This window comes from Blastopirellula marina (assembly GCF_002967765.1).
Taxonomy (GTDB): domain Bacteria; phylum Planctomycetota; class Planctomycetia; order Pirellulales; family Pirellulaceae; genus Bremerella; species Bremerella marina_A.
In genome coordinates this window covers 1-26112 of sequence record NZ_PUHY01000015.1, presented here as the reverse complement: position 1 = coordinate 26112, position 26112 = coordinate 1, and the positions used below count along the sequence as shown (strand labels likewise).

Sequence of the window (26112 nt, the reverse complement as noted above, 5' to 3'; positions counted from 1 at the left end):
TGCATCCTTGCATTTCTAGGTGAGGCGGTTAAATACCGGTTGGCAAAAATTGGGTCAAGGCCGCTTTCGCGACAGGCGCAAGTTTTTTTGAATTTCCGTCCGGATACGCTGCTAGCACGTAATTCCATGTGCATGAGCGCAAAATCGCCGGGCGGTAAAGTACCGAGAAGGCCGTAGTGGCTCAATAGAGATTTGGGGGAACCTCACAAAAAAAAGACGCCCGCAATTTTGCGAGCGTCTTTCAGTGTTGGCACAGCGTAAATGATGAATCGATGCTTACGGGCCACCTCGACCACGGCCGCGACGTCCGCCGCCACCACCGTAATCTTCGTAGGAACCACCCATGTCGTATTCATTCATTTCATTGCTGCTCTTACGCTTCACCTCAGGCTTCTCGAAATTGAACTTGGCGAACTTCTTCTCCTCGTCCAGTTCTGACTTGATGTGAATGTGTCCCGAGTCATCCATCACGAGAATCTCGCCCGGGATTTTCAGTTTCTCGTTTTTCTCGTCGGTAAACCGTCCGGCGGTGTCTTGTCCACCACGAATATCGAGAACCGTGTAGCCCGTTTTTAAAACGTACTCAGGGTTCTTCTCTTCGGTATCCACCGGCCATGGCTTCTTAAACTGATAAGTTGCCGGGTCGAGGACCCACAAGTCTCCCTTGTACTCAACTGCAGAACCACGCGAGACGCTCTTGATTTCCTTCGTCACCATGGCTTTGACATCCTCTTTCGGATCCCACTTCATCGCCAAGATTTTCGCCGAAGGATCAGCGTTACGCAGGACCTTGTTGCGATCATCTCGGTGCGTGACCGTTCGGCCAGAGTCGATGCTGCCGGTCAGAACGTCCGCACTCGACGGCACGCGACAAGCCGGGCTCGGCTCGCTGAATTCTGTCTTTCGCCAGAATTCGTGAACAGGACGCTGGTTGGTGCTGTTCATCATGCCGCCTTCGTAACCACCAGCACCACCACGGTTCTGGTTCATGGCCTTCGAGATCTTGTCACGTTCTGGTTGAACACGAGCGATCACGCCACTTTCCAAAGCCCGCGCTGGCGGAATCTGTTGGATTTGTTCTGGCATGTTAGGATCTTCCAGCCACAACTGAATACGATACTGGTAGGTCTTATTCGGCTGGACCGTAGTATCAAAGAAGCGGAACATCTTATTCTCGGCGTCGAACATCGAGTTGCCACCGGTATATCCGCCCCCTTCATAACCACCGCCGCCACCACCTGGGTAGGAAGCGCCGCCGCCTTCATAACCACCGGCTCCACCGGTGCCACTGGGCTTTTGGATCATTCCTTCTGGAGGTGTGATCACCATACGGCCGTTGATCATCTGACCTTGGTAACCACCTGGGCCGCCGTACCCGCCGGTACCGTAGCCACCTGGGCCACCATATCCGCCGGTACCATAGCCTCCACCGTAATCACCGCCCATCATGTTACCGCCAGAGAATGGAATCTCGCCGGGGTTATCGCTGATTTCCTGTCCCATGAGCGGGTCAAACTCTTCACCCACCATGTCCTCTTCTGGACCGCCGTACATGCTCTTTGGTTCGTACTTGGGAATTTCGGAGTGGCGAGCCCATTCCGAGGGGTCAAAGAGCAGGATTGGAGGAATCGGGAAGGTCAGAACCGGATCCATGTATTCCGGCGGAATCACTTCATCCGGACGGAATGCCCAGCGAGTTTGAGCCATGAGCCGTTCGGCGTTCACGTTGACCGGTTTGGTCCATTCGCTCCACTGTCCATCGACCGCTTGTTCACGACGTTCAACGGCAAAGTAAACGTAGCGTGGATAGTCACGAGCTTCGATGTAGTTCGCTCGATCCTTGAAAGAGGCGTTGTAAAGATCCAACTGCTTCTTCAACGGCACCAGGGCCATGACCGAGATGAAGTACTTGCCTTCAATCTTGCTGCCAGCACCCGCTTTCGCTGGGCCCAGCTCTTTCTGCTGTTCTGGTGTGAGAACGGGAGGAGCATCTGGATCGGGCCCCATTCCCATTTCACCACCGTACATGTCGTAACCGCCGCCACCGTAGCCCATCGGATAACCACCGCCGCCGCCACCTGGGTAACCGCCGCCGGTTGGCATTGCTTCCGATTCATAACCACCGCCACCATAGCCGGTACCACCCATACGTTGATTGCTCATCATCGCGATCGGTGCGAAGCCTGGCTTCAACTGGATATTGGTGACCGTCAGCAAGGCTGGGTCGGAACGTTTTTCGACGCTTTCCTTGTGTCGCACCTTCAAGCTGGAAGGGGTTTCATAAGGATTCAGCGGAATCGGCTTGCTTGCGCGGGCCGCAGCCGTTTGGTATTCAGGAGCTTTCCAGCGTTCCCCTTCTACCTTTTCCCAAGTCGAAACCTTGATGTTTTCGTCCGCACGCTTAGCGGCTTGTTCAAGCTGTTGCGGCTCGGTTTGGATTGTGTCCTGTTGGGTACCAAAGTAGATGAATACCGCAACCAGGACGATCGCTAATCCGAAAACCAGCTTCTCGACGTGCAGAATCAATTTTGTTTTGATTCCGCGGTCTTGTAGATCCAGCTTTTTCATCGTGGATTGTCCTTATTTTCCGTTAAACGCCTTTGCGTTGAATGATGAGGGATTTGCTGCGACTATCGCCGATCCGCTGGTGGCATCAAGCTGGCCGATTCGGTCGCCGGCTCTTCCTCGTCGACCGGTTGGCTTCCATCCGGCCACAACAATGCCTTGTTGACTGGGTTATAGATGTAGATGATCCCGTAGATTTCGACAGGAACATCAAAGATCTTTTCGTTCTGCTGACTGTTCTGGCCGCCTGGTCCACCTTCGCCGCCGTAGCCGCCACCGTAACCACCGCCAGCCATGCCGCCGCCAAATTCATCTTCGTAACCGCCCCCGCCAGCATCCATGGCGCCGTATTCGCCGCCACCGCCACCGTAGCCACCTCCACCGCCATAACCGCCGGCGTTGGTGTCGGTCGCGTTCACGCGGACTTGGCGAACTTCGACCATGAGGTCCGCATTACCGCACTCGACCAACAACTTGTCGATCTCACGCTGGTCCATCACTACTTTCATTCGGACCGGCAAGCGTTTCGCCACGGTCAGGTAGTAGTTTTCCGAGGTTGGTGCCGTAGTCGCCGATTGAAGTTCCTCGATGGAAAGCTTTTTGTAGTCTTTGTCGACATAGCGGTACTCACCGGGGCTGAGCTGAACGGTACCACCTTCGCCCATACCCCCATCCATTCCGTAACCACCTTCACCCATCATCGACGGGTCGTCCATGCCGTAGCCACCTTCACCACCCATCATCATGGGATCGTCCATGTAGCCGCTCTCACCACCCATGCCGTATTCGCCACCTTCGCCCATTCCGGTCGCCAAGCGAGGAACGGTAACGCGGGAACGAATGGGCATCACATCTCGTCCGAATTCAATCGAAACGATCTGTTTAATCGTGGCCTGGTGAGGACTGGAGATTTCGCCGTTCGTCTTGGCGATGATCTTCATCAGGTTTTCCAAAACCCAGAGATTTTCCTGAGCGTAAAGAACTTCCTTGGTGGTCGGCGTGTTATTAGCCTGACCGGACCATTCAAAACTCTTGGCTTGAATGGCACCCTGATTAGCTGAACTCCAGCGAACGAGCGCGGGCTTCTTAGGGGCAGCGTTCGGATCGTTCGAAGCACCACCCATTGGACCGCCGTACTCGCCGCCACCACCTGCACCGGAAATCCCGAAATTCTCAGCACCACCGAAGCTGTCGCCTCCGATGCCGAATGAATCACCGCCGCCACCGTAGCCACCACCACCGTAGCCGCCCCCGCCCCCGTAACCACCGTTCGCGCTGGGCGTCCAATGGGCGCCGATAATCTCGGCCAACTTGGGCAGTTCTTCTTTAATGTAGTCACGATAGAGTTCACGAGATTGAACGCGTAACTCTTTCATTTCTTCATCGTTCAAGGCTTCGATCGGACGTCGTCCACCCGTGGCCGGATCCAAAAGGATCCCGTTGATCTCGTCTTCGAAGTTCTTTCCGCCAACGTTCAGCTCGGTGGGCCACTTCAACAGTTTGCGTTGGGCATCCCACTTTGCTTTCCAGGCTTGCTCAATATCTTCGCGATACTTCGTCAACCATTTGCCCATCCCAGTTTCGTACTGAGCGTTGGGATGATTCTGCGTGTTAGCAATCGTGGTCGCGTTATTCAGACCAGTCTTGATCTCATTTTCTTTCGCTTCGGTGATTTCGTCGATCCCAACAACCGACATGTACCAACCCCCGATCGCAACCAGCAGGATGATGCCAGTGCAAACCCAGAAGTAGTACTTCTTCAGTCCAGCAATAATGGGCCTTAACTGATCCATGGGTTAGTTCTCCGTTTCCGCGTCTTCGGTGAGAGGAGCATTGGCTTCCGCTTCTTCGGCGGCAGCTTGTTCTGCAGCTAGTCGTGCCTCTTCTCGTTTCGAGAGAGGTGTCTCTCGCCAGCAAAACTGAACCTTGAACACGTACATCTTCAGGGGAATCGTTGCCGGAACCGGAGGCTCGTCGTCAGTTCCCATTGGGTTTCGCATTCCAGCGCCTCCGCCAGAATACATGTCGTACCCTCCTTCGCCGCTGAGGCCACCTGCCGGTGGTTCATAGTCGGGATTCGGGAATTGAATCTCCTGTGGCACCTTGTCGACGGCGATGATCGGGTGGGAAATCCCCAATTCCTTCATCGAGACGAGCTCTGGCTCATTATTGTCGTTGATCAATTCGACAAAACCGCGATCGAGCTGGTCGATCAATGTGTTACGCACATATTGGGCACCAGCGTTATCACGGGCACTCTTACTGTTGTGGAAGTGACGTCCCGTCAACTCGATGATCCAGCCACTTTCTTCAGCAGTGGGGCCTGCGAGTTCATCTTCCGGGTCGACTTCTGACTCATCCAATTCAACGTTCGCTTCGGCTTCTGCGGCAGTCAGTTGTGCGTCAGCTGGATCCACCGCAGGCTCACCACCTTCGGCAACCTCGGATGGATCTGCAGCTTCGGCAGTCTTCGCCTCTTCGGCTTCCTCAGCCGCGATCTTCTCGTCGATCGGTGGAGAAGCTTCTTCTCCTTCGCTTTCACGGCGTTCAATCGCCTTACGATTTTCGAGTGTGGCCGCGTACTTCTGCTTCACCGCATCGGTGTACCACAGAGAAAGATCGGGATAGTACTGTGATTCGATCGTGAAGATTTCTAAGTCAGGACGCTGGTCCATCGGTTTCTTAGAAACCTGACCAGGCGGAACGTCCGGATCAACGGGAAGCGCCGTAGTAATGGCCTTCATTAGCTCAGGCCATAGACGGCGATTCTCTTCGTTGCCGACCACATAGCGGCCAATCATCTCGAGATTTTCTTTTTCCGAGAGCGCCGAGGTATCCGCCGAGGTAAAGCTTGAGCTCTTTGTCGAAACGGTACTGATGGCACTCAATCCCTTGTCAAATTCGGGATTGTGAGCGGCGTTGTAGGCACGCCAATGGAAGCCAAAGTTAAGGGCACAGGCGGCCAACAAGGCTGCGACAGCCGCCACAGCCCATGGCTTCTTTTGTCGCACCAGACGATCAACAAGAATCTCTTGCGGCAACAGGTTGGTTCGCAGAGCCGACTTTTGTAGTCCCTGCAGACATAGCCCGTAACAGGTTGCGAACGACAGCATATTCTCGCGGAAGGTCGGCGACGAGGTCACTTCGGTTCCGGTCAACTTCTGGTAGCCGTCGAGTTCAACCACGTCGTAGCCGAGGTTTTTACCCAGATAAGGGATCAAACCTGGCAGTTTCATACCGTTACCGATCGGAATGATTCGGGAAATCTTGGCCTTACGATCCAAAGTCTGGAAGAAACCGATCGAACGTTGGATTTCGGTTACCAGGTCGTTGAACACAGGACGCATCGCCTGGAATACGAGCTTCGCGTTTTCCGCTTCCGAGGCGTGTCGTTTGAGGTGCTCTGCCTTGGCGAAGGTCAGCTTCAATTCTTTGGTTAGCTGCTTGGTAAAGTGGTTACCGCCGATCGGCAAACTACGCTGCCAGACGCGGAATCCGTTCGTAATTACCAAGTCGGTCGTCTCGGTACCCATCGAGACAATCACGTACGATTCCGGCTGGTTGGCGGGATCGTACTCTTCCTTAAGCGGGTTGATCGTCAGCTGATCGTTGGAAACGAAGTTGTACAGACAGATCGGCGATAGCTGGACGAAGTCAACATCGATGCCGGTATCGAGATACGGCTGCAGCGAGCGGAAGATCTGATCCCGCTTCATTGCGAAGATACCGATTTCGGTCTCCAGCGAGATGCCTTCTTCTTCGTGCGAACCTGGCATCGGCTGGTAATCCCAGATCACGTCTTCCAACGGGAACGGGATTTGTTGTTTCGCTTCGTATTTCACAATGTCGGCGATTCGCTTCGCTTCAACCGGCGGGGCCTTGAAGAAACGAGCTAAACCAGCCTGACCAGGAACGGAAATACTGACGGTATCATTTCGAATGTCATTACGAGAGAGAAATTCCCGCAGCGCATCCTTCACCAGACCTTCAGAACCAGCACCGGCTTGGTTTAAAGGACTTGGGTATTCGATGTAATCGAACGCCTCGGCAACCATCCAGAATCCGTCTTCGTGCATCCGACATTTCAAGGCTTTGACAGCGCTTTGACCAATGTCGATGCCCCACACGGCTTTACCAACAGCCATCTCTGTTCCTCACAGCGATCGTACGCGATTCGTCTCGCACCACTTTATTCGACCGTAGACAGGACTCAATCCCGAATTCGGCACCTAGTAAAAGGTACGCTCCGCAGATCGCAGGTTAAGACAAGCAAATTTAGGAGAAGGGTGTATCGCCCAGAAGGTATTACGTATTCCTTTACCTTTTGGGCAACGATTTCATTCTAGTGCGAACTTCTCCGGAATGTCAACGAAAATGCAATTTCCAGCGTTTTATGTAAACCAGTATCTCGCAACAAGATAGAACCGGTCTTTCCGGAGTTTCACGGAACGTTTCAGACACGATCACTTTGGCTACGCACCCCTCGGCTGGGGTTTTTCCGCATGTGTCGCACATTTATTGAGGTCGACACTGGTCCTCGAACGCTTCTCTAGTATACCCTATAACCTTTTAATTAGTAATTACTTGCGTTCATTTCCCTCCCCATCTTTCCCAGGCTTTCCGGACGATGATTCAGGAAATCGCGATTCTGCTTCCCTGCCATAGCTTTGAAGATTTCCCCACGTACCATACCGGGGATGAGGCCCAAAGCCTGCTTGCTAACTGGACGGCCATGTGGCATCCCGCCTTTTTGGCCGCCGCTGGTAAGAAGCCGCAATGGCACCGCGTTGACACACCCCCCGAAAATCTGGAGGGACTAGCATTACTGATCCCCTCGATTTGCAAATCAGAGCTCCCGGCTGGATTTACTCAGCGGGCGAAGGAAGCAGGCGCGACGCTGGTTAAAAACCTGACTGATCGCGTCGAGATTACCACAAAGCTGCTAGCAGCCGTCTCGGACGTTAATCCGGTCGCAACGGAGATGGCAGCCGATTTCTACGCATTAGGTTACTGCTATCTACAAGTCGAGCTACTGACCCGGCAGATGCGTTACTCGAGTAGCTTGGACGAAATCTACTTCGAAAACAAAACGGTCGAGGCAGCTCAGGCCGCTATGGCAGGCAACCAAGAAGAGGCTCAAGCCGCGTTACAAGCTTGCTTCGACGTGTTGATGGAAGAGCGGAATCAGTACTATTCCGTCGATGCCAGCCTGCTCGATTTCACACTGGTGGCTGAGACGACGTTAGGCGATGAACTGCTAGCAGAAGTCCAATCCCAGATTCCGACCAATCTGTGGGTCTCGGGCACGCTCGCCCAAAAGATTGCCAGCGAGCACCCTTTGCTCGCGCAGGCCATCGTCGAAAAACGAGAAGCGAAGACCTTGGGACTTGTCGGGGGCGAACTGGTCGAGGGGCCGCTCAACCTCCTCGACCCCGAAGCATTACTACAAAACTTCCATGATGGACATGCCGCATACGAAGCCGCCTTTGGCGTCGCGCCACGCGTTTTCGGCCGCCGTCGTTTCGGTATGACCGCTTTCCTTCCGCAAGTTTTACGCGGGCTTGGCTACCTTGGTGCCATTCACGCAACACTCGACGAAGGCCGCTTGCCGGTCAGCAATCAAGGAAAGGCCCGCTGGGAGGGCGTCGACGGATCGACGATTGACACGCTGGCGAAGTTCCCGCTCGATGCAACCAAGCCAGAGACTTTTCTCTCTCTCTTTTCCAAACTGGGCGAGGCGATGGATGGCGAGCACGTCGCAACGCTCGCCTTTGCTCACTGGCCGCAGATCACCTCACCATGGTACGAAGACCTGAAGACGATCGCTCGCTACGGCAATTGCCTGGGCGAGTTCGTCACGGTCGAGCATTATTTCGAGGAAACGGACACCGCGACCTATCATGGCAATTTCAAGCCAGAAGACTATCGGACACCGTGGCTGAAGCAATCGATCGTTCGTCGTCAGGAAGGCCCTGTTTCGCAACACGTCGCGCGGGAACATCATAACGCCCAAGTCGAAGTTGCCAGCAAATTACATTCGCTGGCGGAACTGATCTCTGGTCAGGCCAATCCGGGTACGGAAGCCAACGCTTCTCGATCAATCCAAGATCCGGCGAATCCTGGACAAGACCATACGGAAGCTGACGAGAAAATGGTGCTCGCCACGCAGCACGAAGTTGTGAAGGCCTTACCTCGAAGTGATCAATCGCCAGAGCGAGCCTACCTTTCCTTTAACACGTTAAACTCCGTGCGAAATCGCGGTCTCACCCTTCCAGAACTCAAAGATCTTCCAGCCGGTGATAAGCCTCTGATTGTCGCAGCCCATGACAGTTCACGGAAACTGGCAGCCATCGAAGTCCCTGGGACTGGCTACGCTTGGATCGCTGGCTCACCACAAAGTGGCTCCACTCGGCAGAAGACGTTGCTTGACGGCAATGTACTGCGTAACGAGTTCATGGAAGTTCACATTCATCCAGAGACCGGTGGAATCAAGTCGGTTTACGATTACCGCACACGAGGCAACCGTCTCTCTCAACAGCTTTCGTTGCGGATGCCTGGCAAGAAGCCAGCGGCCGGGGAACATCACCTCGGGCCCGACGCGAGCGCGATTTACAGCCGCATGGTTGTCACGCAAATCGATCCCAATACGAGCACTGCTGCCATGGGTGAGATTCGCACTTCCGGGACTTTGGTCGGCGAAGACAACGAAGTAATGGCCAACTTTAAGCAGGTCTATCGCTTGTGGCGCGACTCGCGGGTGCTAGAGATTGACATCGAAATTCAACCCAAAGTCGATCCAAAATCCTTGCCTTGGGATTCGCATTACTGCTGTCGCCTCGCCTGGGGTGACGAGTCAGCTCTTACCTATCATGACGTACAGTGGGTGCGAACGCGCTGCTCAGGCCGACGAATCGAAGCTTCGAATTACGTTGAGATCGAATCCTCGCACGGGAAAGCGACCTTATTAACGGGCGGCATACCTTATCACCTGCGGAACCATGGCCACATGCTCGATTCGATTTTGATTCCTCACGGCGAATCGCAGCGGAAGTTCCGCCTGGGTATTGGCCTCGATCTTCCCTATTCATTGCCGGCTGCCCGTGACTTTCTCTATCAGCCGCAGCCAACCTTCGAGATGGCCCCGATGCCAGCAGCTGGCAAATCGTCGTGGCTGTTTCATGTCGATGCCAAGAATGTCATGTTTACTTCGCTCGCATCCCGTACGAACGACAACGGTGAAGTGACCGGTTTTACGACCAAAATCCTGGAAACTGAAGGCCGCCCAGCCAAGGGTTCTATCCGTTGTCTACACCGCGTGAAGGAAGCACACCTCTGCGACTTCAATGGCAAGCGGATCAGCCGCTGCGAAGTCGATAAGGATCGCATCCATTTCCAGCTCGCCCCAGGACAGTGGTATCCGCTGGATGTTGAGTGGGCTTAATAGCCTGTTACGCGAGGCGGAAGTTGGCAGTCGTGCTAGCGCGTTGGATGTCGTGCTATCAACTTGCTAAGCCATAATCGGTCGTTCCGCCGGCAATGCGTAATTGGCATAGTGCTTGCATTCATTGGGTGATGGAGAAAAAGAGATACTTAGTCCCATCACTCAACGCCAAGGAGGAAACCACCATGGCCATGCGAGACCTAGCCGACGCATTCTACGACGAACTTCGTGATATCTATCATGCTGAAAAGCAACTGTTGAAGGCTTTGCCCAAGATGGCAAAAAAGGCCTCCAAGGAAGATCTCGCCCAAGCATTCCGCGACCATTTGGCAGAAACGGAAGAGCATGTCAAACGAGCTGAACAAGCCTTCGAGGAAACTGGCAAGGCAGCCCGTGCCAAGAAATGTGAGGCGATGGCAGGACTGATCGAAGAAGCTCAAGAGACCATGAAGGAAGAAGCCGATCCCGAGGTGATGGACGCCTTCCTTATTGCCCTGGCTCAAAAGGTCGAGCATTACGAAATCGCCACATACGGGACGCTCTGCACTTGGGCCAAGGCGCTTGGCTACAGCAAGGCGAAAGATCTACTCGGCCAAAACCTCAACGACGAAGAGTCTGCCGATAAGAAGCTGACGAAGCTCTCGCGTAAGATTAATGTCACCGCGATGGCCTAATCGGACGGCAAATCAATCTGACCATCATGCTTGCCCACGGATTTTCGTTGGAAAGTCCGTGGGCATTTTATTTCTTTACAACTTCTCGAGCATGATGACAAACAGCGTTGAAGCAGTCTCTTGAATCCGCTCGGCTGGTTCCCCTTCGTAGTTTTGGCTCACCGCATCGAGTGCTGGCACCAACTCCGTGAGCAAGCGCGATACCTTACGCGGAACCTCCTCACCCGGGGGGAAGTGGTCGCAAAACAGCTCGACGTGTTGAACCAAATCAGCGAGATCGTCCGGAGAAAATGGCGCCCCGGTCTCCAAGATCTCCAACAGCTCGCTGGCGTGCTGGACTAATTGTTCGGCGGTTTCCATTAATCACCCCATCGACCGAGCATGTACGCTGGTATTCTCTTCCGATCGCATACTCGCGACACAACTCGTTGTTTCTGCAGCGTTTGCAACATCTATCTTGCCGCAATCCATGAACAGCGAAAGCCCTCAACCGAGAAGAAACCGCCAGCACTGCTGCCATCAAGAAGTAAAACTTTGCGGATCACACAGTTTTCTCAAAGTTTGACGATTAGCTCGACGATACCAGTAGTGCTGAGTTTTCTCATGTCGGTGCGCCTGCGTGCCGGGGTGAGAAGATTCAGCCTCGGGGGGGCCGAGAAACATTCGATACGACATGGCACGGTTGAAATAGCCGTCATGTTTACTAGCAGAGACTTACTTCCTCCGAAGTGAAGTGCGCACGGACGCGCATGGAACAAATCAGGACTCGGTATCCCATGAAAACCCAGTTCCATCAAGCCTGGATGCTTGTGCTCATTGGCACCACGATCTTTACGGGTTGCCAACCGACTCAGCCGTTTTACTTCAAAGAGTCGGGTGATTTGAGCCTCTATCTGGATAAGGCGACCGATATCGAATACGCCGATGTCGATCACCATCGCCTTTCCGAGGTAGAGAACGCAGAGGCTCCGTTCACGATCTCCGATCCATTCGAGATGGATGAATCGAAGATTTGGAACCTAACCCTCGAGGAAGCGGTCGCCAATTCTCTCAAGAACAGCAAAGCGATTCGTACCGCGGGTGGTAATGCCGTATTCCGTGTGATCCCCGGCACTACGCTTACCTCGGATGCGATCCCTACTTCGCTGACGACGCGTAACGACGCTGTTCCAACAATCTACGATCCGGCGTTGGTCTCGACCGACCCACAGTTCGGTGTCGAAGCAGCCTTGTCCGAGTTCGATGCTCAGTTGAACGCCAACTTCAACTGGGACCGAGTCGACCGCCCACAAAACTTTCAAACGGGCAACCCGTTCTTCGTCGCTCAGTTTGGCCAGAACCTGTTCACCGGCAACGTTGAATTGACCAAGAAGGCCGCCACCGGTACTCAGTGGTCGTTGCGACAAAACAATACCTACGACTACAACAACCGAACCAGCTTGATCTATCCAAGCTCGTGGTTGGCCAACGTGGAAATGGAAGCTCGCCATCCTCTGTTGCGAGGCAGCGGCGTCCAGGTCAATCGCGTGAATGTGATGCTTGCTCGAATCCGCGAAGACGTTAGCTTGGCTGACTTCGAGACCAATATCCGCAACCTGGTCAGCGACGTAGAAGAAGCTTACTGGCAACTCTACTTTGCTTACCACAACTTGGAAGCAGCCAAGACCGGTCGTGATAGTGCCCTGGTTACCTGGCGTCGCGTTCACTCGCTGATGACCAACGGTGCCGAAGGGGGTGAAGCGGAAAAGGAAGCTCAAGCTAGACAGCAATACTTCGAATTCCGCAGCCGTACCGAAAGTGCTCTGCGAGATCTATACAAAGCGGAAGGTAGCCTGCGTTACTTCATGGGCTTGGCAGCGACCGATGGACGTTTGGTTCGACCTGCTTCTGAACCAACCGATGCTTGGGTGCAATTTGATTGGTTCGAGATTCACAATGAAGCAATGGCCCGCAGTCCGGAACTTCGTCGTCAAAGCTGGCGAATCAAGCAACGTGAAGTCGAGTTGATCACCGCTCGTAATCAGTTGCTCCCCCAGTTGGACGTGGTGGGCTTGTACCGCTTCCTCGGCTTGGGTGACGAGTTGATCAGTGGGAATCGATCAGGCCGGAACTTTAACCAAGTCGGTAGCAAGGCCTGGGACGTGTTAACCGAGGGCGACTACCAGGAATATACCTTGGGTGCTCAGTTCTCGATGCCGATTGGCTTCCGCCAGGAACTGGCCGGTGTACGTAATGTTCAACTCCAAATCGCCAGAGCCAAAGCCGTGATGGAAGATATGGAGTTGGAAGTCTCACATCTTCTGACCGATACCATCCGTGACCTCGACTCGAACTACAGCCTGGTCCAATCGAACCTTAACCGTTTGATTGCCGCCGACCGCGAAGTCGACTCGGTTCAGGCCGCCTACGACACCGGTACCGTCACACTCGACTTGCTGCTGGACGCTCAACGCCGCCGCAGTGACGCCCAGATCGCTTACTTCCAATCTTTGGTTGGGTATAACATCGCAATCAAAGACGTTCATATGCGAAAGGGTACGCTGCTCGACTACAACGGAGTATTCCTGGCAGAAGGACCATGGCCAGAAAAGGCTTACTTCGACGCTCAAGGCCATGCCCGACGTCGCTCGGCCAGCCACTACATGGACTACGGTTACACTCGCCCTGCCGTCATCAGCCGAGGAGCCGTCCCTCAAGGTTCGACCGGCTACGGTTACACGGACGAAGGTACGATCATCGAAGAAGGCACTATCTCGGAAGACGGGGAAGAAATCCCTACGCCCGCCAAGATGCCAACCTCACTCGACGCTGTAAGCCTAGAGCCGCCAGCCAAGACCCAAATGGCCAGCAGTTCGCCCCAATCGAAATCGGAACTCGATTGGAATAAACTAGGGCTAACCAAATTGGTTTCTGAAGTCCGCGGATCGAAGAGCACGCCGCAGCCGCTATCGGCTGCCAAACCTGCTTCGCGACGCGTCATCGAGTCGGCATCGCATGAATCTGGCCAAAATCCAACGCCTGCTAAAACTGCTGCAACTGCTTCAGGGTGGCAGGCCGCAAAACGTTAATTCAATGGCCGATGCGTGCGGTGTTAGCCGGCGCACCATCTTTCGAGATCTAGAAACATTGCGAGCGGCCGGCGTGCCGCTCGCTTTCGATGCAGAAGGGGGCAGGTTCCATATTCCAGAAACCTATTTCCTGGCTCCCACGAACTTGAGTTCAGAGGAAGCACTCTCGGTCATGGTGCTTTGTCATGAACTGGGAGACGGCACTGGCTTGCCGTATTATTCTTCCGCTCGACGGGCAGCCACCAAGCTCGAGAACAGCTTGCCAGAACATATGAAGCGGCAACTGCGAGAAATCTCGAACTCCGTCGAGATTAAACTCAATCCCGTCAATCAACCGGAAGAAGCCCAGTCCGCTTATCAAACGCTCGTCGACGCCTCAGGCCATCGCCACAATGTGCGAATCCAATATCGCAGCATCTTCGATGGGGACGTGATTCAGACGAAGCTATCGCCGTACAAACTGCTGTTCAGTCGACACAGTTGGTACGTGATCGGTCGGAGTTCGATTCATCGTGCTGTGCGGACATTTAAAGTCAATCGCATCGAGCAGATCACCACCCTCGACGACACGTTTGAAATCCCGCAAAACTTCCAGGTTGATCGATTCCTGCGCAACGCCTGGCATATGATTCCTGAGCCAGGCCCCGATCAACAAATCATCGTGCGATTCGATCCGCTGGTCGCTCAGAACGTGGCCGAAGTACAGTGGCACAAGACACAACAAATCCATTGGAATGATGACGGCAGTATCGACTACGAAGTGACTGTCTCGGGCATTCGAGAAATCAGCTGGTGGATTCTTGGTTACGGAAGTCGAGCCAAAGTCATACAGCCACAATCGTTAAGACAGCTGATCGCCGATCATGCCCGCAAGATCCTTGAGAACTACGGTGCCTAGATTCCTTGGCGTAGGTTGCTTCCGCCATTATGGGGCCCTGCATCCGATTCTTCTGTACTATCCTTTGCCGGTCGTCCTGCCTCCCTTACAATCCGAGGCATGACCAATTCCAACGCAGTTCGCCCATTATTCCTTTCGTTCGATGGAATCGATGGGGCTGGTAAATCGACGCAACGTGACTTGCTGACCGAATGGCTCAGCGAGCAAGGGCACGATGTGGTCTTATGTCGCGACCCTGGCACCACCGAAGCCGGAGAACGCGTGCGAGATTTGCTACTGCATCGTAAAGAACTCGATCTTCATCCACGCACCGAAATGCTGCTGTATATGGCAGCTCGAGCACAACTAGTGGACGACGTCGTTCGTCCGGCAATTGCAGCCGGAAAGACCGTGCTCTGCGATCGTTACTTACTGGCGAATATTGCTTACCAGGGCTATGCGTCTGGGCTCGATTTGGAAGATGTCCGCGGCGTGGGCAAGGTCGCAGTCGATCACGTGATGCCTGATTTGACCATCCTTCTCGATTTGCCCGAAGACGTGGCGTTCCCCCGATTAGGTAAAAACCTTGATCGCATGGAAGCCAAAGGGGTAGCGTTCATGCATCGGGTTCGGGAAGGTTTTCTGAAGGAAGCCGAGGTCTATCCGCACGTTGCGGTAGTCGATGCAGCACAGCCAATTGAAACGATCCAAACGGCCATCCGCGAGGCGGTGATCCAACGACTGGAGGAGATGGCTCGATGAATTGGGACGACATTCTGGGGCACGATCGAATCCGTGAAATGTTCGCTACCGCCCTCAGCAAGAATCGTCTGGCGAGTACGTTTTTGTTTGTTGGCCCCGCTTCGATCGGCAAACGAAAATTCGCCCTCATGCTGGCCAAAACGCTTCTTTGCCAAAACGTCCCGCCGTATCACATGCGTCCTTGCGGTAACTGTGAAGATTGCAAACAGGTCGACGCCCTGACGCACCCCGACTTGCTCACCGTTTCTCGCCCCAAAGATAAAACCCGAATTCCTGTCGAACTGCTGATTGGCGATGGACAACATCGCATGGAGGCAGGTCTCTGCCACGATATTGCGATGCGTCCGTTCCGTGGTCAGCGTAAGGTCGCCATCCTGGATGATGCGGACGACCTAAATCAGGAAGGGGCGAACTGCCTGCTGAAAACGCTGGAAGAACCACCCGCGGACAGCGTGATCATCTTGATTAGCCAGAGCGAACAGCGACAGCTTCCAACCATTCGCTCTCGCTGCCAGATCCTACGATTCGCCCCGCTGTCGGACGATATCGTGAAGAAGCTACTCCTCGAACTGGAATGGGTCGCTGATGAAGCAGCAGCGGAAAAACTGGCCAAGCAAAGCAAAGGAAGTCTGGCTCGTGCCGATCAACTTCGCGATGAAGGCCTGCAGGGTATCGCGGAGGTCGTACTAAGCAGCCTGGCCAAACGCGACTTTCATAGTGTTCAGCTCGCCAAAGACGTCGCAGACTATCTTCAAAAAATGGGAGACGATGCCCCGAAGAAACGCGAGGCATTATCTCACCTGATCGAGCTGGCCGCCGACTACTATCGAAATCAGTTGGTTCCTTTGGCGCAGGCCGCCACACTGGACGCCTCGCAAGACCCCGCCCTCCGTGCAGCCGTCATGGCAATTCCTGCCGGCCTCGATGGAGCCGCTGCTTGTCTGCAACGATGTGCGGAAGCCGAAATCCAGCTGGACGCCAACGCGAATATCGCCACCCTGGTCGAAAGCTGGTTGGATGACTTGGCCATGGCTGCTCGACTTGGCTATATCGAGACCTTCTAACCCTTCGGCAAATTCTGACTCCTTAAGCCGGCCAAAACTCTTCCTTACCAGGCACGACCATCTGAACGCCATCAGGCTCGGCATCGCTTCCCGCAAAGAGACCGCCACAAAGGTGGCAGCACAAGTAACCGTCATCCCAGGTCTCGTAATCCCCTTCCTCCAATTCCCCAAAACATCCAGGACATTGGAGCGGATGAGGCTTCACCTGCAAAATCTCCCAGGCATCGGTCACACAAAGCAAGCCAAAACAATTCGTGCAGTAAGACAAGCCAGCGTCACAAACACGAATAAGACGCTGACACTGCGGACAGGTTTGAAGCGTTGATTCCTCTTCGTCATCTGCCACATAGGGAGGGATCGGAGGCGTAACAATTCGATAATCAAACAACTCACCAGGATGCGTGTAAGGCAGCTCCAACAAAGTAAACGCATACCAACTTGGCTGCCGCTGGTCTCTGCCTACACGTAAATCCATAGAAGAGTCGTCGCATACCCAACTGGCCATCTGTGCAGCACCTCCCGAATAAGAGCAACGAATAAACACTGCGCACGCAAAAAGAGCCTCGTCCGTAGACCAGGCTCTTTTCGATGATCGAATTGTCGTCTCGGCGATTAACGCTTCGAGAACTGTGTACCGCGACGGGCACCGTGCAGACCGTACTTCTTACGTTCCTTCATACGGCTATCGCGGGTCAGGTGACCGTTGTCTTTCAACTGGTGACCAACTTCAGGATCCATGCTCAGCAAGGCACGACCCAAGCCCATCCGGCAGGCACCCGACTGTCCGGTTGGACCACCACCGGTGACCAGAATACGGACATCGACCTTGCTGTCGTATCCGCTATCGCGAAGCGGAGCCATGACAGCGTTCTGGTCCTGCTCGTGCGGAAAGTACTCGCTCAGTTCACGATCGTTGATCGCAATCTTACCGGAACCTGGCTTGATTCGGACACGAGCGACGCTCGACTTACGGCGTCCAGTGCCCAGATGTTCACCCGTTTTAGGGTCGGTCTTCTTAACGTGCTTAACCGGCGCCGGCTCAGCCACTTCCGTGGTAGTGGTAGTTTCTACGGCAACTTCTTCTTGCACGTCTTCGCTTTGAGGATCCGCAGTCGACATAACTTGCTAACTCTATTGACCAGAAATGTTCGGGGAGAAATCAGAAACAGGATCGCGATTCATCCAATCGCGACCGCCACGATCGCAACTAGCAGAACTAGTCACGTTTCTTCTGGCGAACCTGTCCCAGGCCTTCCAGCTTTTCTGGATTTTGGGCCTGATGAGTGTGATCGGGACCAACGAAGATCTTCAGCTTATTAAGCATCTTCGTGGCAAGCTTGTTTTTAGGAAGCATGCGGCGAACGGCTTCACGCAGAATTTCGTCTGGATGCGATTCCAAACGTTCCGCGGCCGATTCGCTCCGCTGACGCGTATAACCGGTGTACCAGGTGTAACGCTTCTGTTCCCATTTCGTGCCGCTGAACTTCACCTTTTCGGCGTTGACGACAATGACGAAGTCGCCGGTGTCGACGTGCGGGGTGTAGGTGGGGCGATGCTTGCCCATCAGACGCACGGCGATGTCGCTGGCCAAACGCCCGACGATTTGATCTTCGCCGTCGACGAGCCACCATTTCTGCTCGACTTGTCCAGGTTTGGCTGAGAAAGTTTTGGTCGTCATCGTTCTGTTAATTTCACTGCTGGGGCTCAAGCCGGCCTCCTGCTTACCGCTGAAGAAGCTTGAACCACAAAAACCGCGTGGCTTTCGTAACCTAAGTCCCCGCAAGGTTTTACATACCCTGTCGGCATGCTGGGGGAAATTAGAAACACGTATCTTACCGCGAGGGTGGAAACCTCACAAGGGTCCAATCCTAGAAATTGGAGCCATGTCCGGGGGAATGCGAACTTACTTGATTCCCTCCAGCCAAACCGGATTGATTTAAAGCGAAACGCCGTGTCCCGACAAGCAGTCCGCTTCCTTATCACTTCGCGCAGGTAACGACTTACTCCGCAAAGTCTTCCTGAGCAGATTACCAATTGGCCAAACGATCCGACGACGCGTCTTCACAAGGAATATTACGTATGGGACAATTTTCCTTGACATTCGCGCCTCGCGGAAAGCCACACGTCGATCAGTTACCGAAAGGGAACCAATCGTCGTGAAAGCAGACGGATCCTACGATAGACACCCTCCGAGTTCTCCCAGGAAAGGCCAATCATGATTGTTGGCGTCGTGCGCGAAAACTTCCCCGGCGAAAAACGGGTTGCCTTGGTGCCCGCCTCAATTCCGAACTTGGCCAAGGTTGGAGCGACCGTTCTCATTGAGAAGGGAGCAGGGACCGCTGCGGGCTTCCCTGACCAGTTCTACCTTGAAAAAGGGGCTCAATTGGTCGAGTCTCGTCAGGAAGCGTTCGAGAGATCCGACATCTTATTTCAAGTTCGCGGCTACGGAACCAATCCGGAGGCAGGCAAGCAAGATCTCCAATGGATGAAGCCGGACCAAATTGTGGTAGGGATGTGGGATCCGCTCGGTAACCTAGCAGCCTTGCAGGAAGTAGCCGATCGGAAGGTGAACCTCTTTGCGTTAGAGATGATCCCGCGAATCACGCGTGCCCAAAGCATGGACGTCCTATCATCTCAAGCAACAATCGCCGGCTATCGCTCGGTCCTTCTAGCCGCGGTGAATTTGCCAAAGATGTACCCGCTGTTGATGACCGCTGCGGGAACGCTTTCGCCGGCCAAAGTCTTTGTGATTGGAGCTGGGGTTGCTGGTCTGCAAGCGATTGCGACTGCCAAGCGGCTAGGCGCCGTGGTCACCGCATATGATGTTCGCCCGGAAGCGACGGAGCAAATTGAAAGCCTCGGGGCCAAATCGGCTCAATTTCAGCTCGCGGCAACCGAGGCGCAGGACAAAGGGGGCTACGCCAAAGATCTCGGCGAAGAGTTCTACCAGAAACAACGCGAATACATGGGCGAAGTCTGCTCTGAAAATGACGTCGTCATTACCACGGCTGCGATTCCTGGGCGTAAGTCACCTCTGCTGATCACTACCGAAGGCATCAAACGGATGGCCCCGGGAAGTATCGCTATCGATCTCGCTGCCGAACGAGGTGGAAATATCGAACCCAGCTTGGCGGACGAACGGGTCGACTTAGACGGCATCACGATTTTTGGTCCGACGAATCTTCCGGCCGAAATCCCTAATCACGCCAGTCAGATGTTCTCCAACAACATCACAAAGTTTCTGTTGAACATGGTGAAAGATAAGCAGCTTCACGTGAACATGGACGACGAAATCGTGGCTGGCACCATCGCCGCCCAGGGAGGTGAAATTGTCAATGCTCGACTCCGCAGCATGATGGACTTGCCTCCCCTCTCCCCTTCCCCAGGCGATAACCCCAGCGAAGACAAACAGGAGAAATCGACGGATGCGTAACCTATTGATACTGTTGCTGTGCGTCTCTTGCGTGGGAAGTTTGGGTGTCGACCTCGTGTCGGCTCAGGAAACGAAAGAGGAGAAAACCGCAGTCGACGACTCAAAAACTCCTAAAATTAAGGCCGAAGTGAACCAACCGGAAGAAATCGAACCCACTGATTCTAAGGACGCAGCTCAATCGATGGCAAGTGACTCTGCGCCACAGAAATACACCAAGTGGACCGCGTTAGTAGCAAGTCTCACGATCTTCGTCCTGGCAGTTTTCGTCGGATTTGAAATCATCACCAAAGTCCCCCCGACGCTGCATACGCCACTGATGTCTGGCTCGAATGCGATCTCAGGGATCTCGATCGTCGGGGCATTGTTGGCGACTGCATTGGGGGAAAACTGGTTCGCTTCGATGTTAGGTTTTCTCGCGATTATCCTTGCCACCGTCAACGTGGTCGGAGGTTACATGGTCACCAATCGGATGCTGTCGATGTTTAAACCGAAGCGGTAAGAGATTTGCGAGATCGAGTACCGCGGCTCAAGGGCAAAGCCGTGCCACCGAGGACGAAAGTAAGCAACAAGAAGGAGCAATCGTGCTCGACTCCCATATCATCGTCAACCTTGCGTATCTAGTCGCTGCGGTTCTGTTCATTGTCGGCCTCAAGATGATGGCCCATCCGCGTAGTGCCGTGCGCGGTAACTTGATCAGCAGCGTCGCCATGTTGCTGTCCGTTTTGGTCACTGCCTATTTGATTATCGCCAACGGCAACGCAAGTTGGCCTGGCTGGCTCATGATCGGCATCGGCCTGGCGATCGGAGGTGCGATCGGCGCCACCATGGCAATCAAAGTCGAGATGACGCAAATGCCGCAACTGGTTGCCTTGTTTAATGGTCTCGGGGGTGGTGCGTCTGTATTCGTTGCCGGAGCGGAACTGGTAGGCATGACCGATGCGACTGCAACACCTGATGTGAAGCTGGCGACGGGGCTCTCTGGCTTGATCGGCACCGTTACCTTCTGGGGATCGTTGGTTGCGTTTGGAAAGCTACAGGAAATCGACCTCTTCGAGCGGCCATTGCCCATTGCTTATCCTCAAGCGATCAATGGCCTGATCGCGGTCGCTGCGATCCTCATGTTGATCGTAATGACCACGGCCGGGGTTGGCTGGCCCTATCTGGCGATCTTTGTGCTGGCCACAATCCTTGGATTTACCCTGGTAATGCCAATCGGTGGGGCGGATATGCCGGTGGTGATTGCCCTGCTTAACAGCTATTCCGGTCTCGCGGCAGCCGCAACCGGTTTTGTGATCGACAACAACGTGCTGATTATTTCTGGCTCGCTGGTGGGGGCCTCGGGAGTCATCCTGACGCAAATCATGTGCAAAGCGATGAATCGCTCGCTGGTCAACGTTTTGTTCGGCACCATGCAGGCAAGCAGCGGCCCAGCCGGTTCCGACGAGGAAATCTACGCGAATGTCCGGTCCACATCGGCAGAAGACATCGCAATGATTCTCGATACGGCGCAACGTGTTGTCTTTGTTCCTGGCTATGGACTTGCTGTCGCTCAGGCCCAGCACGCCGTACGTGACTTGGCCAACCTTCTGCGAGATAAAGGAATTGAAATCGAGTACGCCATTCACCCGGTTGCTGGACGAATGCCGGGGCATATGAACGTGTTGCTGGCCGAAGCGGATGTTCCGTACGATCAGCTCAAGGAAATGGATGAAATCAACCCAACCATGGGCCAAGTCGATGTGGCCATCGTGATTGGTGCCAATGATGTGGTAAACCCATTGGCTAACACCGATCCCAACAGCCCCATCTCGGGCATGCCAATCATCGAAGTCGATAAGGCACGCACCGTGATCGTGATCAAACGGAGCCTTAGTCCAGGTTTCGCGAAAATACCTAACCCGCTATTCGCTGCCGAGAATACACTGATGTTCTTCTCTGATGGCAAGAAAGCGGTACTCGATATTGTGAACGCCGTGAAAGAGATGTAGTCTCGATCGGGACCAAACCATCTTGTTATCCAGCGGCAGATAACAAGAAATCTTCTTCTTCCCAAAGTGGCAAGATCTCTTCCATTCCTTCAATCACACCCCATTGATTGCCGTACCAGCGTTCGACGCTTAGCCACTCGTCAGCGGGGACTTCCCCCATGCAGGCCAACCAACGTCCAGGATGCGATCCTTCAATCGCCGCAACACGCCGACAAGCTTCAACACAGCGATTGGTGAGGCGGCTTTCTTCGCAGTACTGTCCCCACGTCACAACGCCTACACTCGGCTTCACCGAGATACGGAATAGGCCGTCGCATAGGAGCTCGGTCATCTCACGCGTCCCAAGCAAGCGGTGCCGCGTGGTGGCACGGTGAACCGCACAATTGGCCGATGGCTCCCAGGCATCGTTCGTCGAAAACCAAACTGCCGGCAAGCCACCTTGAGCCCAAGAGGCAACATGCGATTGAAGAACACCTTGGTTGAAAATGGCATCGATATGACGTCCGGTTGTGTAATGCCAGAACATGGCTTATCTCCCAAAAAAGAGGAATTCGCAAGAGCACTGTTCTGATGTTCAGCTACCGAAAGGACACGTTAGGTCACCGCGATTTACGCCTTTCCGAAAAAGATCAGAAAAACGGCTGTATACCTTTTGACCGCGTAAGCCGCATCGCCTGCGCAGGAGGCATGATCGGAACGGGAGTCCGAGAAACTAGCAAGACTAGCTAATGTGTAACGGCTAGCGTGACGATTCCAACTACAGGCGGCGAAGGATGCCGCTCCGACGAGATGTTCTGGCAATTGGATTTGCCGAGAGCCTTTCGTAGTCGATGGTCACGGACGAAGCATAGCTCAAGAAAACTTCAGTACGTGGCCAAATCTATGCCCCGACAGATTCCCGATTATTTGCGAGTCCATCGCGAAGAGTCCCCTGTTAGCGAAACCGAGAAGCAGGAAGCCTATCCTGGGCTGACACAAATCTCCCAGGCCATGGCCGACTTAACGGGCTTTCGCTTGGCGCTTCGCGAAGAACGTTCATCGAACAAGGGGAAGCGGATGTCACAGCATCACGTGACACGGGGCGGCAAAACCGCACGCATCGAATTGCACGCGGCCGCCGAACAGGCACCGAAAGCTAAAGACAAAGACGATGCCGTCGTACTGGAAAGCCTTGGTGGTGTCGCCGGTGGGCTTGAATTTCTGTTGGCCGAAATCGACCGTTTACGAGTCACGCTCCGCAAGCAAGAAGCGGAACTGGCCACGCACATTCCAGTCATTGCGAATCCATCCGTAGAGCATGTGGCCGATCGTCTCGAGACCGCCCTGGCCTCGGCCGTCGAAGTCACTGGTGCTGACGCCGCGGGGCTTTATGTCCTGGACGACGCAACCAGCCAATTAAAACTTCGGGCGACGCACAACCTGCCAGAAGGACGTTTACTCGATCCTCCACGTCCCTTGGAAGGTAGCTTAGCAGACCTGGAAGCGTTGTCGGGCAACGCCGTTGTACTGGAAGATACCAAGCTGCTACCGCACTGGCCTTGTCCAGAAGATGCCCCATCGGCCGTATGCATTCCGATTTCCACCTCAACAACACCGCTGGGCACGATGTGGGTTTTTTCCCAGACTTCGCGTGACTTCACCCAACGCGAAACCAACCTGCTGGAAATCATCGCTGGCAAAATTGCAGTCGACCTCGAACGAGATCAACTCATCTCCGAACGCCGTACGACGCAGAAGTTGGTTCGCCAAAAGAACCAGATTGCCGATCGTCAAAAGGCTCAGCTTCCGAATGTGAAGCCGCTGGTCGACGGCTGGGATGTTTCGGCCTGGACTCAGCAAGGTAACGAAATGGGAGGAGACTTCCATGACTGGGCGGTGATCGAAGATGGCAAGTTGGCGATTTTCGTGGGCGATGCCATGGACGATAACTTCGATGCCGTGATGACATCGACGAGCCTGGCTACCGCCGTCAAAGCCAACTGCCGGATCGCACATACCGCCGAGATGATGCTCGACCGCGTGAACCGCACCTTCTGGGAAGCCTCGGCAGGCGATCACTTTGCCTCGTTAGCCTACGCAATTTTCGATCCGATGCTCGGCACAATGGAAGCCGGATCGTGTGGTCACGTGCAAGGCTTCGCCTTCAAACACAATTCGGTGAAACCGCTTTGGAATCCTTCGTGGCCGCTAGGAAGTGGCCCTGAGATAGAACCGCAGCTGGCCACGGCGATGCTACAACCTGGGGAAACGTTGGCTTTATTCTCGTCAGGCCTTTCAGAAACGCTACAGGAACTGGACGGCCAGAACTGGCAGGCCAAATTCTGCGATCTGGTGGTTCGGCACATGGATTTGCCAACCGACCGGATCATGCGGGCCGTGCAGGAACGCCTAAATTCGGTAACGAGCGGGATTCATGCGGACAAAACACTCGTTCTCGTGAAACGGAAAAACGATCACTGAGCAGCGCGAACTTCCCTGGGGGATGCAGTGTCCCCCACTTGACCTTTCAAGGGTTTCACGTAGACTGTTTTGCTTGATCAGATGCCAATATTGTGGGCTCGTGGCGGAATTGGCAGACGCGCTAGGTTGAGGGCCTAGTGTCCGCTTTAGGACGTGCTGGTTCGACTCCAGTCGGGCCCACTTTTGATAAGGGTTTGCGTACTTATTAAGTCGTAAACCCTTTTTCATGCGCTGGCGGCGAGATCCTTCTTAAGCCGATGCTCCGGCTCGAATTACCGCTTGCACATATTTCGCGATCTGATCTGGCTGAACTCCAGCATGGGAAGCAATGTCGCGAGCGATCTTCTCGAAGTCTTGGCCTGCTTTCAAGCGGGTCAGAATGATGGGCAGGTAGGACTCGACCTGTTTCACCATACTCTTGGTCAACGGACCGGAATCGGAAAACTTCGGAGCCTGCCCCTTCTTCGTTTTTTTAAGCGGTGGAAGCTTGAAGTCAGCCATGATTGGTTGTGCCGAGCAGAAAACAGGAACGTCGAGAAACAAGATCTCATTCTAACACGGTGAATCCTAAAATTCAGCCATCAAATAGTTACAGGCGAATCGGACGGAGAACAGGAAAAAGACTTTATCCCTTCACCTTCCCATCTGTTGGCCTGATCGTTATGAACGAGTCTCCTTCGCTCGACATGCAACTTACCCATCGCCAGTTTTCCACGAGCGCGTTCAACCTGGCCTGGGAGCTGATCGACAAACCGGATCGGACGCCGGAAGAAGAAATTCAGATGCTCTCTTCCGCCGCAGCCTCCCTTTGGCATCGGACACAACGGGATGATGTCACCAATCAGCATCGATCGGTTGGCTATTGGCAACTTACTCGTGTGTATGCCCTGCTCGGCGGTCATGCCACCGGCTGGCGATTTAGATCGGAGTACGGGTAGTGGCCGGCTTCTTTAAGTTTTTCAAGCAACACAGCCCCACCTTTTCGGCGAGCAAACTCCATTTCTGAGCGAAACACTTCAATCACAACCAACAATCCGAATGGCGCTACTTCCCCAAGCAACCCGAACAACTTTTTTCGCTTTGGGGGATTTCCATAGCTATCGAATATCAAACACTTACCCCCAACCACTTCCATGTCTGCAGGAAACTCACAAGTTTCGCCAGGATTTAGGCATGCCTCGGCGCTATAGGGGGCCATGCAATTGAGGACAGCATTAATCTTTGAATGGACTTTCCCAAACGGTGTGCTTTCGTCTTGGGCCTGTTCGATAGCTAGCACTTGCTTGGTGAACATGACCAGTTCGTATGAATCGAACACCGCGTTTTTCGATCCTTTTCCCGGCAGTTCGCAGCATTCCTTCGTGGCGATCGCCGTTCCTGGAATGCCACTGGGATAATAGTAAAGATCGAGCGATCCACCAATTGCATACGGGATCATCGAATGCATGACCATGTCATGCTCAGGACCGAGAAGCTCCTGCATAATTGCGGACTTTTTTTCATCCCACTCTTCAACTGCTTCGCCATCACTTTCCGCCATGTGACACCCCAGAACATTTGCTTGCCTGTCTATTTACGAATGTCGAAAGGTTAAGTGAGCTGAGCGATGGACGCAAGCAACAATCGTCCGTTCATGACACTGACACGCGCATAAAAAAAAGCCTCTCAGATCATAAGACCTGAGAGGCTTTTATATAAATAAGGTAGTGACTTGCTTGAGTGATTGGTGGATGTCCCACTTTGGGTTCTTGGGTTCGTGAAAACCACTTGAACCTAAAGT

Annotated in this window: 21 protein-coding genes and 1 tRNA gene; 12 read left to right on the top strand and 10 right to left on the bottom strand. The window is 54.0% G+C overall.

Annotation, left to right across the window (positions count from 1 at the left end; all coding sequences use genetic code 11):
• Positions 1-276: 276 nt before the first annotated feature.
• The 3 genes from C5Y83_RS29675 to pilM form a co-directional block, all read right to left on the bottom strand.
• Complete coding sequence (locus C5Y83_RS29675; RefSeq protein ID WP_199195128.1) at positions 277-2568, bottom strand: hypothetical protein; 2292 nt, start codon at positions 2566-2568, stop codon at positions 277-279.
• Between the two features lie 62 nt (positions 2569-2630).
• Positions 2631-4358: a hypothetical protein gene (locus C5Y83_RS29670; RefSeq protein WP_199195161.1), complete on the bottom strand. Its 1728-nt coding sequence runs from the start codon at positions 4356-4358 to the stop codon at positions 2631-2633.
• Positions 4359-4361: 3 nt separating this feature from the next.
• Complete coding sequence (gene pilM / locus C5Y83_RS24620) at positions 4362-6710, bottom strand: pilus assembly protein PilM (protein ID WP_105332471.1); 2349 nt, start codon at positions 6708-6710, stop codon at positions 4362-4364.
• 482 nt (positions 6711-7192) lie between these two features.
• On the opposite strand from pilM, the gene C5Y83_RS24615 reads away from it, so the two are divergent.
• Together C5Y83_RS24615 and C5Y83_RS24610 are read left to right on the top strand one after the other, a co-directional pair.
• A complete protein-coding gene (locus C5Y83_RS24615; RefSeq protein ID WP_105332470.1) occupies positions 7193-10006 on the top strand; it encodes a hypothetical protein in 2814 nt (937 codons plus the stop codon).
• A gap of 185 nt (positions 10007-10191) precedes the next feature.
• Positions 10192-10680, top strand: a complete 489-nt coding sequence (locus C5Y83_RS24610; RefSeq protein ID WP_105332469.1) for a ferritin-like domain-containing protein — start codon at positions 10192-10194, stop codon at positions 10678-10680.
• A 75-nt stretch (positions 10681-10755) separates the two neighbouring features.
• Here the strand turns inward: C5Y83_RS24610 and C5Y83_RS24605 are convergent, their stop codons facing one another.
• Positions 10756-11040, bottom strand: a complete 285-nt coding sequence (locus tag C5Y83_RS24605; protein WP_105332468.1) for a hypothetical protein — start codon at positions 11038-11040, stop codon at positions 10756-10758.
• Between the two features lie 416 nt (positions 11041-11456).
• On the opposite strand from C5Y83_RS24605, the gene C5Y83_RS24600 reads away from it, so the two are divergent.
• The 4 genes from C5Y83_RS24600 to C5Y83_RS24585 all read left to right on the top strand — a co-directional run bounded on the left by C5Y83_RS24600 (position 11457) and on the right by C5Y83_RS24585 (position 16451).
• Positions 11457-13748: a TolC family protein gene (locus C5Y83_RS24600; RefSeq protein WP_158262504.1), complete on the top strand. Its 2292-nt coding sequence runs from the start codon at positions 11457-11459 to the stop codon at positions 13746-13748.
• Complete coding sequence (locus C5Y83_RS24595; protein ID WP_105332466.1) at positions 13675-14646, top strand: helix-turn-helix transcriptional regulator; 972 nt, start codon at positions 13675-13677, stop codon at positions 14644-14646. Before C5Y83_RS24600 ends, C5Y83_RS24595 begins: the two co-directional genes overlap by 74 nt.
• Before the next feature lie 99 nt (positions 14647-14745).
• A complete protein-coding gene (gene tmk, locus C5Y83_RS24590; RefSeq protein ID WP_105332465.1) occupies positions 14746-15387 on the top strand; it encodes a dTMP kinase in 642 nt (213 codons plus the stop codon).
• Complete coding sequence (locus C5Y83_RS24585) at positions 15384-16451, top strand: ATP-binding protein (RefSeq protein ID WP_105332464.1); 1068 nt, start codon at positions 15384-15386, stop codon at positions 16449-16451. Before tmk ends, C5Y83_RS24585 begins: the two co-directional genes overlap by 4 nt.
• Positions 16452-16473: 22 nt before the next feature.
• Here the strand turns inward: C5Y83_RS24585 and C5Y83_RS24580 are convergent, their stop codons facing one another.
• From C5Y83_RS24580 to rplM, 3 genes are all read right to left on the bottom strand, one after another.
• Positions 16474-16926, bottom strand: coding sequence for a hypothetical protein (locus C5Y83_RS24580; protein ID WP_146117915.1), 453 nt, complete (start codon positions 16924-16926; stop codon positions 16474-16476).
• Positions 16927-17063: 137 nt separating this feature from the next.
• Complete coding sequence (gene rpsI / locus C5Y83_RS24575) at positions 17064-17570, bottom strand: 30S ribosomal protein S9 (protein ID WP_105332462.1); 507 nt, start codon at positions 17568-17570, stop codon at positions 17064-17066.
• Between the two features lie 97 nt (positions 17571-17667).
• A complete protein-coding gene (gene rplM, locus C5Y83_RS24570; RefSeq protein ID WP_105332461.1) occupies positions 17668-18129 on the bottom strand; it encodes a 50S ribosomal protein L13 in 462 nt (153 codons plus the stop codon).
• Positions 18130-18666: 537 nt separating this feature from the next.
• Between rplM and C5Y83_RS24565 the strand changes: the two genes are divergently transcribed.
• The 3 genes from C5Y83_RS24565 to C5Y83_RS24555 all read left to right on the top strand — a co-directional run bounded on the left by C5Y83_RS24565 (position 18667) and on the right by C5Y83_RS24555 (position 21872).
• A complete protein-coding gene (locus C5Y83_RS24565) occupies positions 18667-19884 on the top strand; it encodes an NAD(P) transhydrogenase subunit alpha (RefSeq protein WP_105332460.1) in 1218 nt (405 codons plus the stop codon).
• Positions 19885-20065: 181 nt separating this feature from the next.
• A complete protein-coding gene (locus tag C5Y83_RS30210; RefSeq protein WP_105333039.1) occupies positions 20066-20383 on the top strand; it encodes an NAD(P) transhydrogenase subunit alpha in 318 nt (105 codons plus the stop codon).
• 82 nt (positions 20384-20465) lie between these two features.
• Positions 20466-21872, top strand: coding sequence for an NAD(P)(+) transhydrogenase (Re/Si-specific) subunit beta (locus tag C5Y83_RS24555; protein WP_105332459.1), 1407 nt, complete (start codon positions 20466-20468; stop codon positions 21870-21872).
• Positions 21873-21897: 25 nt separating this feature from the next.
• Here the strand turns inward: C5Y83_RS24555 and C5Y83_RS29500 are convergent, their stop codons facing one another.
• Positions 21898-22398: a hypothetical protein gene (locus tag C5Y83_RS29500; protein WP_105332458.1), complete on the bottom strand. Its 501-nt coding sequence runs from the start codon at positions 22396-22398 to the stop codon at positions 21898-21900.
• A 344-nt stretch (positions 22399-22742) separates the two neighbouring features.
• Between C5Y83_RS29500 and C5Y83_RS24545 the strand changes: the two genes are divergently transcribed.
• Positions 22743-24332, top strand: coding sequence for a PP2C family protein-serine/threonine phosphatase (locus tag C5Y83_RS24545; RefSeq protein ID WP_158262503.1), 1590 nt, complete (start codon positions 22743-22745; stop codon positions 24330-24332).
• Positions 24333-24426: 94 nt separating this feature from the next.
• Positions 24427-24512: transfer RNA gene (locus tag C5Y83_RS24540), tRNA-Leu, on the top strand.
• A 69-nt stretch (positions 24513-24581) separates the two neighbouring features.
• Here C5Y83_RS24540 and C5Y83_RS24535 read toward each other — a convergent pair.
• Positions 24582-24875, bottom strand: a complete 294-nt coding sequence (locus C5Y83_RS24535; RefSeq protein WP_105332456.1) for a hypothetical protein — start codon at positions 24873-24875, stop codon at positions 24582-24584.
• A gap of 119 nt (positions 24876-24994) precedes the next feature.
• Here C5Y83_RS24535 and C5Y83_RS24530 point away from each other — a divergent pair, with 119 nt between their 5' ends.
• Entirely contained in the window at positions 24995-25270 is a 276-nt protein-coding gene (locus tag C5Y83_RS24530; RefSeq protein WP_146117912.1) for a hypothetical protein, read from the top strand.
• Here C5Y83_RS24530 and C5Y83_RS24525 read toward each other — a convergent pair.
• Positions 25231-25872: a suppressor of fused domain protein gene (locus C5Y83_RS24525; protein ID WP_105332454.1), complete on the bottom strand. Its 642-nt coding sequence runs from the start codon at positions 25870-25872 to the stop codon at positions 25231-25233. The genes C5Y83_RS24530 and C5Y83_RS24525 overlap by 40 nt on opposite strands.
• Positions 25873-26112 lie beyond the last annotated feature (240 nt).

Excerpts from the sequence above, each read along its gene's own strand:
- C5Y83_RS24600 (WP_158262504.1), top strand. The coding sequence starts at position 11,457 with ATGAAAACCCAGTTCCATCAAGCCTGGATGCTTGTGCTCATTGGCACC.
- tmk (WP_105332465.1), top strand. The coding sequence starts at position 14,746 with ATGACCAATTCCAACGCAGTTCGCCCATTATTCCTTTCGTTCGATGGA.
- C5Y83_RS24525 (WP_105332454.1), bottom strand. The coding sequence starts at position 25,872 with ATGGCGGAAAGTGATGGCGAAGCAGTTGAAGAGTGGGATGAAAAAAAG.
- pilM (WP_105332471.1), bottom strand. The coding sequence starts at position 6,710 with ATGGCTGTTGGTAAAGCCGTGTGGGGCATCGACATTGGTCAAAGCGCT.
- C5Y83_RS24595 (WP_105332466.1), top strand. The coding sequence starts at position 13,675 with ATGAATCTGGCCAAAATCCAACGCCTGCTAAAACTGCTGCAACTGCTT.
- C5Y83_RS24610 (WP_105332469.1), top strand. The coding sequence starts at position 10,192 with ATGGCCATGCGAGACCTAGCCGACGCATTCTACGACGAACTTCGTGAT.
- C5Y83_RS29500 (WP_105332458.1), bottom strand. The coding sequence starts at position 22,398 with ATGTTCTGGCATTACACAACCGGACGTCATATCGATGCCATTTTCAAC.
- C5Y83_RS24615 (WP_105332470.1), top strand. The coding sequence starts at position 7,193 with ATGATTCAGGAAATCGCGATTCTGCTTCCCTGCCATAGCTTTGAAGAT.
- C5Y83_RS30210 (WP_105333039.1), top strand. The coding sequence starts at position 20,066 with ATGGCAAGTGACTCTGCGCCACAGAAATACACCAAGTGGACCGCGTTA.
- C5Y83_RS24585 (WP_105332464.1), top strand. The coding sequence starts at position 15,384 with ATGAATTGGGACGACATTCTGGGGCACGATCGAATCCGTGAAATGTTC.
- C5Y83_RS24565 (WP_105332460.1), top strand. The coding sequence starts at position 18,667 with ATGATTGTTGGCGTCGTGCGCGAAAACTTCCCCGGCGAAAAACGGGTT.
- C5Y83_RS29675 (WP_199195128.1), bottom strand. The coding sequence starts at position 2,568 with ATGAAAAAGCTGGATCTACAAGACCGCGGAATCAAAACAAAATTGATT.
- rplM (WP_105332461.1), bottom strand. The coding sequence starts at position 18,129 with ATGACGACCAAAACTTTCTCAGCCAAACCTGGACAAGTCGAGCAGAAA.
- C5Y83_RS24530 (WP_146117912.1), top strand. The coding sequence starts at position 24,995 with ATGAACGAGTCTCCTTCGCTCGACATGCAACTTACCCATCGCCAGTTT.
- C5Y83_RS24605 (WP_105332468.1), bottom strand. The coding sequence starts at position 11,040 with ATGGAAACCGCCGAACAATTAGTCCAGCACGCCAGCGAGCTGTTGGAG.
- C5Y83_RS24580 (WP_146117915.1), bottom strand. The coding sequence starts at position 16,926 with ATGGATTTACGTGTAGGCAGAGACCAGCGGCAGCCAAGTTGGTATGCG.
- C5Y83_RS29670 (WP_199195161.1), bottom strand. The coding sequence starts at position 4,358 with ATGGATCAGTTAAGGCCCATTATTGCTGGACTGAAGAAGTACTACTTC.
- rpsI (WP_105332462.1), bottom strand. The coding sequence starts at position 17,570 with ATGTCGACTGCGGATCCTCAAAGCGAAGACGTGCAAGAAGAAGTTGCC.